Source organism: Actinoallomurus spadix (assembly GCF_024055725.1).
GTDB lineage: Bacteria > Actinomycetota > Actinomycetes > Streptosporangiales > Streptosporangiaceae > Actinoallomurus > Actinoallomurus spadix.
Genome location: NZ_JAMXMX010000007.1, coordinates 113,119 through 126,252, shown reverse-complemented (window position 1 = coordinate 126,252; position 13,134 = coordinate 113,119). Strand labels below are relative to the sequence as shown.

General features: G+C 71.4%; 14 protein-coding genes and 1 tRNA gene. 5 read left to right on the top strand and 10 right to left on the bottom strand.

What is annotated here, in order from left to right; genetic code table 11:
* Positions 1-13: 13 nt before the first annotated feature.
* From NE235_RS12250 to NE235_RS12220, 7 genes are all read right to left on the bottom strand, one after another.
* Positions 14-784, bottom strand: coding sequence for a 3'(2'),5'-bisphosphate nucleotidase CysQ (locus NE235_RS12250; RefSeq protein WP_252802012.1), 771 nt, complete (start codon positions 782-784; stop codon positions 14-16).
* Between the two features lie 17 nt (positions 785-801).
* Positions 802-2,280: a sugar transferase gene (locus NE235_RS12245; RefSeq protein WP_252802010.1), complete on the bottom strand. Its 1,479-nt coding sequence runs from the start codon at positions 2,278-2,280 to the stop codon at positions 802-804.
* A 266-nt stretch (positions 2,281-2,546) separates the two neighbouring features.
* Positions 2,547-3,134 (bottom strand): aminoacyl-tRNA hydrolase, encoded by a 588-nt coding sequence (gene pth, locus NE235_RS12240; RefSeq protein WP_252802008.1) that lies wholly within the window; start codon positions 3,132-3,134, stop codon positions 2,547-2,549.
* Positions 3,135-3,306: 172 nt separating this feature from the next.
* Positions 3,307-3,939 carry a 50S ribosomal protein L25/general stress protein Ctc gene (locus NE235_RS12235; RefSeq protein WP_252802006.1) on the bottom strand — a complete coding sequence of 211 codons (633 nt, stop codon included), beginning with the start codon at positions 3,937-3,939 and terminating at the stop codon, positions 3,307-3,309.
* A 390-nt stretch (positions 3,940-4,329) separates the two neighbouring features.
* The gene (locus NE235_RS12230; RefSeq protein ID WP_308206063.1) at positions 4,330-5,310 is read right to left on the bottom strand and encodes a ribose-phosphate diphosphokinase; all 981 of its coding nucleotides are present in this window, start codon (positions 5,308-5,310) and stop codon (positions 4,330-4,332) included.
* A 13-nt stretch (positions 5,311-5,323) separates the two neighbouring features.
* The gene (gene glmU / locus NE235_RS12225) at positions 5,324-6,772 is read right to left on the bottom strand and encodes a bifunctional UDP-N-acetylglucosamine diphosphorylase/glucosamine-1-phosphate N-acetyltransferase GlmU (RefSeq protein WP_252802004.1); all 1,449 of its coding nucleotides are present in this window, start codon (positions 6,770-6,772) and stop codon (positions 5,324-5,326) included.
* 305 nt (positions 6,773-7,077) lie between these two features.
* Positions 7,078-7,149, bottom strand: a tRNA-Gln gene (locus tag NE235_RS12220).
* A gap of 283 nt (positions 7,150-7,432) precedes the next feature.
* On the opposite strand from NE235_RS12220, the gene NE235_RS12215 reads away from it, so the two are divergent.
* From NE235_RS12215 to NE235_RS12205, 3 genes are all read left to right on the top strand, one after another.
* Positions 7,433-8,374, top strand: a complete 942-nt coding sequence (locus NE235_RS12215; protein WP_252802002.1) for an acyl-CoA desaturase — start codon at positions 7,433-7,435, stop codon at positions 8,372-8,374.
* A gap of 113 nt (positions 8,375-8,487) precedes the next feature.
* Positions 8,488-9,234: a TetR/AcrR family transcriptional regulator gene (locus NE235_RS12210; RefSeq protein WP_252802000.1), complete on the top strand. Its 747-nt coding sequence runs from the start codon at positions 8,488-8,490 to the stop codon at positions 9,232-9,234.
* A 132-nt stretch (positions 9,235-9,366) separates the two neighbouring features.
* A complete protein-coding gene (locus NE235_RS12205; RefSeq protein WP_252801999.1) occupies positions 9,367-9,675 on the top strand; it encodes a hypothetical protein in 309 nt (102 codons plus the stop codon).
* Between the two features lie 5 nt (positions 9,676-9,680).
* Here the strand turns inward: NE235_RS12205 and NE235_RS12200 are convergent, their stop codons facing one another.
* Positions 9,681-10,058 carry a VOC family protein gene (locus tag NE235_RS12200; protein ID WP_252801997.1) on the bottom strand — a complete coding sequence of 126 codons (378 nt, stop codon included), beginning with the start codon at positions 10,056-10,058 and terminating at the stop codon, positions 9,681-9,683.
* A 112-nt stretch (positions 10,059-10,170) separates the two neighbouring features.
* Here NE235_RS12200 and NE235_RS12195 point away from each other — a divergent pair, with 112 nt between their 5' ends.
* Positions 10,171-10,671, top strand: coding sequence for a MarR family winged helix-turn-helix transcriptional regulator (locus tag NE235_RS12195; RefSeq protein WP_252801996.1), 501 nt, complete (start codon positions 10,171-10,173; stop codon positions 10,669-10,671).
* Positions 10,672-10,684: 13 nt separating this feature from the next.
* Here NE235_RS12195 and NE235_RS12190 read toward each other — a convergent pair whose 3' ends face one another.
* Together NE235_RS12190 and NE235_RS12185 are read right to left on the bottom strand one after the other, a co-directional pair.
* Entirely contained in the window at positions 10,685-11,224 is a 540-nt protein-coding gene (locus NE235_RS12190; protein WP_252801994.1) for a DUF488 domain-containing protein, read from the bottom strand.
* Positions 11,224-12,339, bottom strand: a complete 1,116-nt coding sequence (locus NE235_RS12185; protein ID WP_252801993.1) for an amidase — start codon at positions 12,337-12,339, stop codon at positions 11,224-11,226. Before NE235_RS12185 ends, NE235_RS12190 begins: the two co-directional genes overlap by 1 nt.
* Before the next feature lie 123 nt (positions 12,340-12,462).
* Between NE235_RS12185 and NE235_RS12180 the strand changes: the two genes are divergently transcribed.
* Complete coding sequence (locus NE235_RS12180) at positions 12,463-13,035, top strand: GNAT family N-acetyltransferase (protein WP_252801991.1); 573 nt, start codon at positions 12,463-12,465, stop codon at positions 13,033-13,035.
* Positions 13,036-13,134: the final 99 nt, after the last annotated feature.

The following is a 13,134-nucleotide window of genomic DNA, read 5'->3' as shown; positions in this document are numbered from 1 at the left end:
CTCCCGGGGTCGGTTACGAGACCGCCCGGATTCCGGCGAGCAGCGTTGGCGCCAAATCCGGGTGGCAAACCAGGATATCCGGCAGCAGGGTGTTCTCATGGTTGTAGGTCAGGGGTGACCCGTCGATGCGGGAGGCGTGGGCGCCCGCGGCGAGGGCCACCGCGACCGGCGCCGCGGAGTCCCATTCGTACTGACCGCCCGCGTGGACGTAGGCGTCGATGTCGCCGAGGAGCACCGCGGCGACCTTCGCGCCGGCCGATCCGATCGGCATGATCCGCACGTCCTGCTCGACCTCCTCGACGAGCCGGTCGAGGAACGCCGGGGGGCGGCTGCGGCTCACGGTCATCCGGATCCGCGACGGGTCGGGCAGCGGAGGCAGCGCCGGGGGCTCGGCGGTGGAGAGGGTGCGTCCCTGGGCGGGCAGTGCGACGGCCCCGGCGGTGAGCCGTCCGGTGCCGTCGGCGCCGCGCTCCCAGAGCGCGACGTGGACGGCCCAGTCGGCCCGGCCCTCCTCGCCGTACTCGTGCGTGCCGTCCAGCGGGTCGATGATCCATACGCGGTCGGCGTCGAGGCGGCCGAGGTCGTCCTTGCCCTCCTCACTGAGGACCGCGTCACCGGGACGCTGCCGGGCGAGCGCCTCGGTCAGGCACAGGTGTGCCTCCCGATCGCCGGTGTCCCGCAGTGTTCGTACGTCGGCGAAGCCGGAGTCGGCGCGCAGGCGGAGCAGGAGCGCTCCCGCCTCGGTCGCAAGATCCCTGGCGAGGGCGTGGTCGTCGTGGATCACGTACTTCTCTCTACACGTCAGTAGGCACCGGAACCGTGCAGGACGGCGGCCCAGGTCTTCCACAAGATCTGCAGGTCGAGGGTCAGGGACCAGTTCTCGACGTAACGCAGATCCAGGCGCACGGATTCCTCCCAGGTCAGGTCCGCCCGTCCGCTCACCTGCCACAGACCGGTCATGCCCGGTCGTACGACGAGGCGGCGGCGCACGTCATCACCGTACTGCGCGACCTCCTCCGGCAGCGGCGGGCGGGGCCCGACCAACGACATGTCGCCCCACAGCACGTTGAACAACTGGGGCAGTTCATCCAGGGAGTAGCGCCGCAGCCAGCCTCCGATCCGGGTGACCCGCGGATCGTTCTTGATCTTGAACAGGACGCCGTCGTGCTCATTGAGCTGCAGGAGCTCGGCCTTGCGCCGCTCGGCGTCCACGACCATCGTCCGGAACTTCAGCACCGTGAACTCGCGACCGTCCTGGCCGACCCGGGTCTGGCGGAACAGCGCGGGGCCGGAGCTCTCCAGCCGGATGGCGATCACGATGGCGGCCAGAAGTGGCCACAGGACCATCAGCGCCGCCGCCGCGACGGTCCGGTCGAACGCGTTCTTGGCGAGCCGGCGGGCGCCGCTCAGCTCGGGGTGCTCGACGTGCAGCAGCGGCAGCCCGGCGACCGGGCGGATCGACGTGCGCGGACCGGCGACCTCCATGAGCGCCGGCGCGACGACGAGGTCGACGTCGTCCTTCTCCAGCTGCCAGGCGAGGCGGCGCAGCGCAACGCCGTCCAGTTCGGGGCAGGCGAGCACGGCGACGGTGTCGGCGTGCACCGCCTCGACGGTTCCGGCGATCCGGGCGAAGTCGCCCGCGACCCTTACACCCTCGATCTCGCTGACCGCGTCGTCGCCCGCGGCGAGCATCGGCGGCAGGCAGGCCGCGACGACCTCCATGCCGTGCTGGGGCTCGCGGCGCAGCTGCCGCACCAGGTCGGCCACTGCCGCACGGTGCCCGGCCGCCACGACCCGGCGCATGCACTCGCCGGCCTTGCGCCGCCGGTGCAGCCGCTTGCGCAGCTGGTACCGCCCGACCAGGTCGAGTCCCGTGGTGAGGGGCAGCGCCACGATGACGTAGCCGCGCGCCACGTCGACCTTGGTGGCGTACGCGAGGATCGCCACGGTCGCCGTCAGGGAGAAGCCGGCCTGGATGATCCGGCGGAACTCGTCGGAGCCGACGCCGAAGAGCCGCTTCTCGTACGCGCGGCCCATGCCGAGCACACCGGTCCACAGGAAGGGCAGGAACAGGCTCAGCCCGATGTACGGAGTGCTCCACGGGTCGCCGAAGGTCGGGTAGCGGAACCGCGCGACGAAGGCGAACAGGCCCGCGAGCAGGGCGACGAGAAAGTCGACGCACCACGCCTGCCGGGCATAACCGGAGGTCCAGGCCTCGACCTGCGAACGACTGCTGTGGGCGGCCTGGGCTTCGGGCCACGCCTTTCCGACGACCGCCATCTCACCCCTCGCCGTGTGTAACACAGACCTCTGCCGAAGCAGGACGCCCAGGAGTCACGAAAGGTTCACCGGGTTTCGGAAGATATCGCCCTTCGCGTCACATCGAGGACGCCGGGCGCCGAAACAGTGATCTTTCCGGCGGCGATCACGGGGAGGGCGCCGCGCTCTTGGGGGTACACCTGGCACGATAGAGACAGAGAGCGCACAGAGTGGCGGAAACCACGTAATCGCCCGCAGGTGGCCTGCCGGGCGGGAGAAGGTCTTTCCTAAGCGGTGTGATAGACGTTCTGCGCACGGTCCAGGCCGTCCGTGAACAGCGCCTCCGTGGCGTCGGCGGCGCGCTCGGTGTTGAGGTCGAGCTCCTTGCGCTCGGCCGCGGCGAAGTCACGCAGCACGAACACCGCGGCGTCCATGCGCCCGGGCGGCCGGCCGATCCCGAACCTGACCCGCAGATAGTCGCGCCCGCCCAGCGCCTTGGTGATCGAACGCAGGCCGTTGTGCCCGTTGTCGCCGCCGCCGCACTTCAGGCGCAGCGTGCCGTACGGGATGTCGAGCTCGTCGTGGACCACGATCACGTGGTCGAGCGGCACCTTGTAGAAGTCACGCAGGGCCTTCACCGGGCCGCCGGACTCGTTCATGTACGACCGGGGCTTGGCGAGCACCACGCGACGTCCGGCGAGCCGCCCCTCGACGACCTCCGCGCGCGCCTTGTGCGCCTTGAACCGGCCGCCCATCCGCGCCGCAAGCAGGTCCAGGACCATGTAGCCGGCGTTGTGCCGGTTGCCGGCGTACTCGGGGCCCGGGTTACCGAGCCCGACGACGAGCCAGGGAGCGTCCGCGCCTGCGTCCGCCATCACCGACCACCCTCCGACGCATCAGAGCCCGCGCGGGGACCGCCGGGCTGTCCGGCGCCCATTCCGCACGGGCTCACCGCGCCCCGGACGGGGCGCATACGACTCACGAACCACGAGGCGCCGCGCGGCGAATCCGCCGCGAGCGGCGCCGGCCGCCGCGTGAGCGGCGCTGTTACTCCTCGCCGGTCTCGCCCTCGGCGGCCGCGGGCGCCTCGGCGGCGGGCGCCTCGCCCTCACCGGTGGTCGACGCCTCGATCTGCTCGGCCGTCGGCGCCGCCAGCACGTGCAGGACCAGGGCCTCCTCGTCGGCGCCCAGGGTCGAGCCCGCCGGCAGCTTGAGGTCCTTGGCGAGGACCTGGGTGCCGACCGCGAGGCCCTCGACGTCGACCTCGACCGCCTCGGGCAGGTGGGTGGCCTCGGCCTCGAGGGCCACCTGCACGAGCTGCTGGTCGAGCATGCCGCCCGGCGCGACCTCGCCGGTCACCTGGACCGGGACCTCAACGGTGACCTTCTCGCCGCGCTTCACGACGAGCAGGTCGACGTGCTCGAGGAAGCCCTTGAGCGGGTCGCGCTGGACGTCCTTCGGCAGCGCGAGCTCGGCGCCGTCCTCGAGACCCTCGACGCGCAGCAGCACGTTGGGCGTCTTGAGGGCGAGCATCAGCTCGTGCCCGGGCAGCGTGATGTGCTTCGGGTCGGTGCCGTGGCCGTACAGAACAGCGGGCACCTTGCCGGCCCTGCGAGCGCGCCGTGCGGGGCCCTTACCGAATTCGGTGCGGGGCTCGGCGGCAATGCGTACCTCGGACACGGCGAAAACTCCTCGCTCAAATGAAGCTTGTCAGTACAAGTCGACGCGCGTAGCGTCGAAGATCATCGGCGCTCCTCGCGGCGGGGCTCAGAGTGGGCGAGCCCTTGGACGCAGCGTCGGACGCACACGGTCTCCCAAGTTTAGCCGATTCGCGTTCCGTTTCGTGCCGGGGCCCGCAATCTCCGCCGTGCCCCGCCGAACGGCCCGGCCGCCGAGCCCGGCGGCGACGGCCGAAAAGGCCGGTCACCGGGCTCATCGCGGCCCCCGGGCGACCCCCGCCACCGGCTCGATCCCGGTCGCCCGAGAGGCCGTCACGGGGCTCGGCCGCGGCCGCCGGTGAGGGCGGCCGCGAACCTCAGCCGTGGCCGCCGCCAAGGGCGAACGCGAAGCTCAGCTGTGGCCGCCGAAGAGGCTGGTCACCGAGCCGTCGCTGAACACCTCGCTGATCGCGCGGGCCAGGAGCGGCGCGATCGACAGCACGGTCAGCTTGTCGAACCGCTTGTTGTCCGGAATCGGCAGCGTGTTGGTGAGAACGACGTCGGAGATCCGGGAGTTCTTCAGCCGGTCGACGGCCGGACCGGACAACACCCCGTGCGTCGCGGCCACGACGACGCGCTCGGCGCCCTCCTCGAACAGCGCGTCCGCCGCCTTCACGATCGTGCCACCCGTGTCGATCATGTCGTCGACGACGACGCAGGTACGACCGGCGACCTCACCGACGACGTCGAAGACCTTCACCTCGTTCGCGACCTCGGGGTCGCGCCGCTTGTGGATGATGGCCATCGGGCAGCCGCCGAGCTCGTCGCTCCAGCGCTCGGCGACGCGCACCCGCCCGGCGTCCGGGGCGACGACGGTCACCTGCTCGGTGTCCAGCTTCGCCCCGATGTGCCGGGTGAGGATCGGCAGGGCGAACAGGTGGTCCACCGGGCCGTCGAAGAAGCCCTGGATCTGCGCGGTGTGCAGGTCGACCACCATCAGCCGGTGCGCGCCGGCCGTCTTGAACAGGTCGGCCATCAGGCGCGCGGAGATCGGCTCACGGCCGCGGTGCTTCTTGTCCTGCCGGGCGTACCCGAAGAACGGCGCGACGACCGTGATCCGCTTGGCCGACGCGCGTTTGAGCGCGTCGACCATGATCAGCTGCTCCATGATCCACTGGTTGATCGGCGCGGTGTGGCTCTGCAGCACGAAGGCGTCGGAACCGCGCACCGACTCGTTGAACCGCACGAACGTCTCACCGTTCGCGAAGTCGTACGCCGAGGTGGGCGTCGGCTCGATGTCGAGAGCCTCGGCCACCTCTTCGGCGAGTTCGGGGTATGCCCGGCCGGAGAAGAGCATCAGCTTCTTCTCGCCGGTCGCCTTGATGCCTGTCACGCGTACGGTCCCCTCACTCGCTGTTCTTGCCGTCCTGCTCGCGGGCGCGCTGAGCCGCCTCCGCGGACGGCGTGCCGGCGCGCTTGCGCTCGACCCACCCCTCGACGTTGCGCTGGCGGGCGCGCGCGACCGCCATCGCCCCCGGGGGGACGTCATTCGTGATCACCGAGCCGGCCGCGGTGTAGGCGCCGTCGCCGATCGTCACCGGAGCCACGATCATGTTGTCGCTGCCGACCTTGACGTGGTCTCCCACGACACTGCGGCTCTTGGTCACGCCGTCGTAGTTGACGAAGACGCACGCCGCCCCGATGTTGGAGCCCTCGCCGATCTCCGCGTCGCCGACGTAGGTCAGGTGGGGCACCTTGCTGCCCTCGCCCACGACGGCGTTCTTCGTCTCGACGTACGTGCCGATCTTGGCCTTGCGGGCCAGCCGGGTCCCCGGCCGCAGGTACGCGAACGGGCCGACGCTGACCTCCGGGCCGATCTCGGCGGAGACGCACACCGCGTTGACGACCGTGGCGTCCTCACCGACGGACGTGTCGGTCAGCGTGGAGTTCGGGCCGATCCGCGCGCCCGCCGCCACGTGGGTGCCGCCGTGCAGCTGCGTGTTCGGCTCGATGACCACGTCGGGCTCCAGCGTCACCTGGACATCGACCCACGTGGACAGCGGGTCGACGATCGTGACGCCGGCGCGCATGTGCTCCTCGAGGACGCGGTCGTTCAGCTGCCGTCGCGCCTGCGCGAGCTGGACCCGGTCGTTGACGCCCTGGGTCTCGATCCAGTCGGCCGCCTTGTACGCGCCGGCCCGGTGGCCGTCGCCGCGGAGGATCCCGACGACGTCGGTGAGGTACTCCTCGCCGCCGGCGTTGTCGGTGGTGATCCGGCCCAGCGCGTCCGCCAGCAGCTTGCCGTCGAAGACGTACATGCCGACGTTGATCTCGTGGATCGCGCGCTCGTCCGGCCCGGCGTCCTTGTGCTCGACGATCCCGACGACCTCGCCGCCGGGGCCCCGCACGATCCGGCCGTACCCGGTCGGGTCCGGGATGTCCGTGCTCAGGACCGTGACGGCGTTGCCGTCGGCCTCGTGCGTGCGGACGAGGTCGGCGAGGGTCTCGCCGCGCAGCAACGGGTGGTCCCCGTTGGTGACGACGACGGTGCCGGGCAGCGCGCCGACCGCCTCGAGGACGGTCCGGACCGCGTGGCCGGTGCCGTTCTGCTGCTCCTGGGTCACGGCGACCGCGTCCGGCGCGATCTCCGCGAGGTGCCGGACGACCTTCTCCCGGCCGTGCCCGACGACGACCACGAGGCGCTCGGGCCGCAGGTCGCGGGCCGCGGCCAGCACGTGCCCGACCAGGCTGCGCCCGCCCAGCTCGTGCAGGACCTTGGGGGTGGTGCGGGACTTCATCCGGGTGCCCTCGCCCGCGGCGAGGACGATGACGGCTGCGGGACGGCTCATGGTCACGCGACCACCTCACCGGACGGCTCGGTGGTGTGCTGGTGACATGGCATCGCCCGGTGGCTCGCTCCGCTCACTGGAGGAGGCTCCTCGGCGTCGCTGACAGGTTCGAAGCCGGGCGCGGACGTCTGGAGGGACCTCCGGTGAGGGTGCCGGCCTGCGATGAGACGGGGTCGCAGGCCCGTTACCCGCCCGACATCCGAAGGATACCGCCCACCGGCGGGCCGCACGCGCCCCGGTCGGGGCCGTGCGGCGGCGAAGCCGAGGTCACCGGGCCCGTACGGGGCGCGGAGGCTCGACGGAGAAGGGGGCTCCGGCGCCTGGATTCGAACCAGAAATAAAGGGACCAAAACCCTCCGTGATGCCGATTTCACCACGCCGGATCGCCGCCGCGGCATCGCCTGCCGCCTCGGCACCCCTAACGATAGCGGCTGCCCCGTCAGGTGGCGCGCTCGTTTCGATCAAGCCCTGCGCGGGACGTCGATCGCCGGGTCGCCGACGCCACTGATGGCGCCAAAGCGAACCAAGTGGCGGCTTGCCATCTGGCAACCCTCGTGTGACCGAGGCGACATGTTTGCGGAAATCCCGCCGGGTATCTACCTAACCTACGCCGCCGTAGGTTACGGTTGCGTAAGCGTAAGTTTCCCGATGAGCAGGAGGAAGCGTATGACCGTAGCCCCGTCCGCGCCCCCTCGACCGCAGGCACTACCCGAGCTCGAAGCGAAGCCCAAGGGCGTTTTCGAACGCGTCCTTCTGGCCGTCTTCATCGCGGTACCGCTTCTCGCCGTCGCGGCGGCCGTACCGTTCGCCTGGGGCTGGGGTCTCGGCTGGAGCGATGTGGCCATCACCGTGCTGATGTACACGGTGACCGGCCTGGGAGTGACCGTCGGCTACCACCGGCACTTCACGCACAAGTCGTTCAAGGCCAAGCGTCCGCTGCGCATCGCGCTCGCCCTCGCCGGCAGCCTCTCGATCGAGATGAGCGTGATCGACTGGGTGGCCACCCACCGCCGCCACCACAAGTACTCCGACAAGGAGGGCGACCCGCACTCGCCGTGGCGGTTCGGCAGCGACTGGAAGGCGCTGACCAAGGGCCTGGTCTGGGCGCACATGGGCTGGCTGTTCGACGCCGGCCGTACCTCGCCCGCGAAGTTCTGCCCCGACCTGGTGGCCGACAAGGACATCCGCCGCATCAGCCGGGTGTTCCCGGGTCTCGTCGCCGTCTCGATGCTCCTGCCGGCCCTGCTGGGCGGCCTGATCACGATGTCCTGGTGGGGCGCGCTGACCGCCTTCTTCTGGGGCTCGCTGGTGCGCGTCTCCCTGCTGCACCACGTCACCTGGGCCATCAACTCCATCTGCCACGTGATGGGCGAGGAGGTGTTCGACTCCCGGGACAAGGCGCGGAACGTCTGGTGGTTGGCGATCCCCTCGTTCGGTGAGTCGTGGCACAACCTGCACCACGCCGACCCGACGTGCGCCCGGCACGGCGTGCTCAAGGGTCAGATCGATATCAGCGCGCGACTGATCTGGATCTTCGAGAGGTTCGGGTGGGTTCATGACGTTCGCTGGCCGAACGCCGAACGCCTCGCCGCGAAGCGGATATCGTAAGCCAAACTAACCGTCTCACACGGCGCCGCCTGCGGTCGGGAGTCCAGGGCCGCCAGGGAAGAGCAGCAGTGAGCGTAGCCAACGATTCGGCCGCTACCGCGACAATTGAGGACGTGAGCGAACCCCCACGGTCACGCCGGAAGCGCATGACCGGAAAAGAACGACGAGAGCAGTTGCTCGACATCGGCCGGACACTCTTCGCCGAACGCGGTTTCGACGGCACCTCCATAGAGGAGATCGCCAGCGTGGCGGGAGTGTCCAAGCCGGTGGTCTACGAGCACTTCGGCGGCAAGGAAGGCCTGTACGCCGTCGTCGTCGACCGCGAGATGGAGCGCCTGCTCAACCTGATCACGCAGGCGCTCGTCGGCGGGCACCCGCGGCAGAAGATCGAGCGCGCGGCCCTCGCGCTCCTCGAGTACATCGAGCACAGCAGCGAGGGCTTTCGCATCCTGGTCCGCGACTCGCACGCCGCGTCGGCGACGGGAACGTTCGCCAGCCTCCTCAGCGACATCGCCAACCAGGTCGAGCACATCCTCGGCGACGAGTTCAAGGAGAAGGGGTACGACCCCAAGGCGGCCCCCCTGTATGCCCAGGCGCTCATCGGGATGGTCGCGATGACCGGCACCTACTGGCTGGACGTGCGCAAGCCCAAGCGCGAGGAGGTCGCCGCCCACCTGGTGAACCTCGCCTGGAACGGCCTGTCCGGGCTGGAGTCGAGGCCGCACCTCACGACGGACCACAAGGCCCGCCAGAAGGTGCTGAAGGTGCGGGCGAAGGAGGCGGCCAAGGAGGCCAAGGAGGCCGCCAAGGAGCAGGCCCGCGCCGCCCGCCGGAACGGTGCCGATCCCACCGCCCTCTGACCCCGCGTAGCCGTTCTGTCACACCTGGCTCCTATCGTCGTCGCGACAGGCGACGGTGACGGGCGCTCGCCCGCCGTGGATCCCGGCCCGCACGGGGCGGCGGTCCACCGTCGCCGGAGCAGGAGGTGGGCAGTGCGATACCGATCCGGCGACTCCGGCCGGCGCCGCGAGGGCCGTCGGCGTCTCCGCGGGGCAGCCGAAGAGCCTGGAGCACCCCGGCTCGCGGGCCGGACGACCGACACGCCAGGTGATGCCTGCGCGATCCGGCTCACCGAGAGTCTGGAGGATGCTCTCCTGGCGCTGGACGCCCAGTCGGCCGGTTTCGAGGACGCCGCCCGCAAGGCGGATCACGTGGAGGAGCTGCGGCGGGTCCTGGGCATCCTGCTCGACGTGCTGGCCGACTGGGAGATGCTGGCCGACCGGGAGGCGCGGGGCCCATGACCCGGTCAGGCCGGCGCGATCGGCTGGAGGAACTCCAGGCGGTTCCCGACGGGGTCCTCGGCATAGAAACGGCGATATCCGGGCAGCAGGTCATCGGGCACGATCCGGTGACCGGCCGCCGCCCGGAGCCGGTCCGCGAGCGCGTCCAGGTCGTGGACGAGGATCCCCGGGTGGGCCTTCCTCGCGGGCCGGAAGCCGGCCTCGGCACCGATGTGGATCTCGATGCCCGGGCCCCGGAACCACACTCCGCCTCGCGCCGCCAGAACCGGCGGCTTGGGCACCTCGGTGAGGCCGAGTTCGCCCGCGTAGAACTCCCGCATCCGCGGCTCGGCCCCCGGGGGCGCGGCGAGTTGCACGTGGTGGAGTCCGGCCAGGAGGCTCATCGCCGCTCCCTTCGCCCCCCGGCGTCGGCGCGACAGGGGCGCATATCTTGACGTCGAGACAGATGCTCCCGGCATCGATATCTCGATGTCAAGACAGGTAAGGTGATCGCTTGTGAAGGACGAGGTGGACCGGCTGGTCGAGGCATGGCACGCGGAGCGCCCGGACCTCGACGTGGAGCCCCTGCACGTCCTCAGCCGGGTCTCCCGCCTCGCCCGGCACCTCGACCGTGCCCGGCGGGCGGTGTTCGCCGCGCACGGGATGGAGTCGTGGGAGTTCGACGTGCTGACCGCGCTGCGGCGCGCGGGCCCCCCGTACGAACTCAGCCCCGGCCGGCTGCTCCGCGCCACACTCGTGACGTCCGGGACGATGACCAACCGCATCGACCGGCTCGAGTCCGCCGGCCTCGTCCGCCGCGGCCCCGACCCGCAGGACAAGCGCGGTGTCCTCGTCCGGCTGACCGACGCCGGCCGTACCCGCGTGGACGCCGCGTTCGCCGACCTCGTCGACCGCGAGCGCGAGCTGCTCGGCTCCCTCAGCCCCGGCGACCGCCGCACCCTCGCGAACCTCCTGCGCTCCCTCCTCGTCCCCTTCGACACCGATCCGGCCGCCTGACCCGGGCCGGAGATCAGATCAGCGGCTCCTGGCCGCCGTCGTACACGAGGAGCCCGTCCTCACGGATCCGGGCGCCCGGCGCGGGCGGGTGCGGTGTGAGACGCCCGTCGTGCATGAGGTGGACGACCGGAACCCCCCGGACCAGGACGAGGTAGTCGGCGATCAGCCGGCGATGGCAGCGCCACCACACGCTCTCGCTGCACATCACGGCCTGCCGGCGGTCCTCGGCCAGCAGCGCGTCGATGCCCGAGGCGAACTCCTCGGTGCGCATGTGCGCCGCGTAGCCGCGGAACATCACCTCCCGCCAGAACACGTCGGGCGAGTCCGCGGGCGGCCGCCGGAAGCCGCCGAGACGCTTGTCCCACCGGTAGCCGATCCCGCGCTCGGGCAACCAGCGCTCCAGCTCATGCCGCGCGACCTGCGGGTTGCGGCGGCTTCCCGGCGCCGTACGCACGTCGACGAGCAGCTCGACGCCCGCCCCACCCAGCAGCTCGGCGATCCGGTCCGCCGACGCGGTGCCGTGCCCGAAGGTGACGAGAGGCGCCGGAGGCATCAGCGCAGCGCCGCCTCGATCATCGCGCCGACGGCCAGGAGCCGCTCCTCACCTCCGGCGGGCCCGACGAGCTGCAGCGACGCGGGCAGGTCCGTGCCGGCCGCCGGAACCGGCAGCGCGAGCGCGGGATGGCCGGAGAGGTTGAACGGCAGGGTGAGTTCGGTCAGGTCGACCTCGCGCTCACCGCCAATCCGGGGCGGCGGCTGGGAGATCGTGGGCAGCGCGAGCACCGGGTACCGCGCGAGCAGCTTGTCGAACAGGTCCCGCGTCGCCACGCCGGTGGTGTACGCCTCGTCGAACATCCCGTCGGTGACGGACGCGCCGCGTTCGATGCGCCGACGGATACGGGAGCTCATCCGGTCCGGATAGGCGAGCAGGCCACGGTGCTCACGATGCCCCTCGCCCAGGATCAGCGTGTTACCCGCGGACAGCGCCTCCTGCCAGGCGTCGACGGGCTCGTCGGCGAACGTCAGGCCGGCCGCGCGCAGCGCCGCGTCGACGGCGGCGTCGAACACCGGGTCCACCGCCACGCCCCCCGGACGCAGCCGCCCCACGACGGCTCCGGGCCCGTACGGCTCGGAGGTGAACCCGGGCTCGATCAGCCGCATGCCCAGCGCGACCGCCGCCACGTCAGGGCCGAGCGGTCCGACGGTGTCCAGCGACGGCGCGAACGGGAAGACACCCTCCAGCGATACCCGGCCGTGGGTGGTCTTCAAGCCAACGACCCCGCAGCAGGCCGCGGGGATGCGCACGGACCCGCCCGTGTCGGTGCCCAGCGCGACGTCCGCCTCGCCGTTCGCCACGGCCACGGCCGAGCCGCTCGACGACCCGCCCGGCACGCGTTCCGGATCGACCGGGTTCACCGGGACCCCGGTCCACGGGTTGATCCCGTCGGCGGCGCGGCAGAGCTCGGTGAGGTTCGTCTTCCCGACGATCCGGGCGCCCTGCGCCCGGGCCGCGGCGACGCACGGCGCGTCCACGGCCGCGGGCTCCGCCCGATCCCCGATCACCGGGCAGGCCGCGGTCGTCGGCACCCCCGCGACGTCGATGGCGTCCTTGACGGCGAGCCTCGGGCCGTCCCCGGGCGCGTCCATCCGTACGAGCCACGTCGTCACGATCCGCCCCGTTCGCTCACGATCATTAAGGTCACGGAGACATCTTGCTCCTCCGGCCCCTTCTGTGTCGTATCACGGGTGATCGGGGATCGAGGATCGGAGCCTTCCAGGAGAATGCGCTCCATGCCCCAGGCGACCCTCCGCACCGACCGCATCCGGCTCGTCCCCCTGTCCGACGACCACCTCGCGCACGAGATCGAACTCGACTCCGACCCCGAAGTCATGCGTTACCTCGGCGGTACCCGTACGCCCGAGGAGGTCGAGACGTGGCACCGCCGGCGGCTCGCCGCCGCCGGCCGTGTCCCGGGGCTCGGATTCTGGGCCGGTTTCGTCGACGGGCGGTTCGTCGGCTGGTGGCTCCTCGAGCCACCGGAGCGCCCCGACCAGGGACCGGTCGAGGGACAGGCGGAACTCGGCTACCGGCTCCTGCGCCGCCACTGGCGCCAGGGCCTGGCGAGTGAGGGCGCCCGTGAGCTCATCCGGCACGGCTTCGAAGATCTCGGCCTGACCCGCGTCTTCGCCGAGACGATGGCGGTGAACACCGCCTCCCGCGCGACGATGGCCGCACTCGGCATGCGGTACGTCCGTACGTTCCCCATGGACGGCGACGACCCGACCCCCGGCAGCGAGCTCGGTGAGGTCGAGTACGCGATCACCCGGCAGGAATGGCTCGCCCGCCAGGCGACCAGGGCCTGAGAGCCCGTCCGGACGCCGCGGTCCGCCCCCGCCCTCATCAGACACCGGCCTCCAACGCACCGCCGCTCGGGGCGAGCCTCCAACGCACCGCCGCTCGGG

Coding starts and splice junctions, on each gene's coding strand:
- NE235_RS12245 (WP_252802010.1), bottom strand. CDS start 2,280: ATGGCGGTCGTCGGAAAGGCGTGGCCCGAAGCCCAGGCCGCCCACAGC.
- pth (WP_252802008.1), bottom strand. CDS start 3,134: ATGGCGGACGCAGGCGCGGACGCTCCCTGGCTCGTCGTCGGGCTCGGT.
- NE235_RS12215 (WP_252802002.1), top strand. CDS start 7,433: ATGACCGTAGCCCCGTCCGCGCCCCCTCGACCGCAGGCACTACCCGAG.
- NE235_RS12200 (WP_252801997.1), bottom strand. CDS start 10,058: ATGAGCCTCCTGGCCGGACTCCACCACGTGCAACTCGCCGCGCCCCCG.
- NE235_RS12190 (WP_252801994.1), bottom strand. CDS start 11,224: ATGCCTCCGGCGCCTCTCGTCACCTTCGGGCACGGCACCGCGTCGGCG.
- NE235_RS12180 (WP_252801991.1), top strand. CDS start 12,463: ATGCCCCAGGCGACCCTCCGCACCGACCGCATCCGGCTCGTCCCCCTG.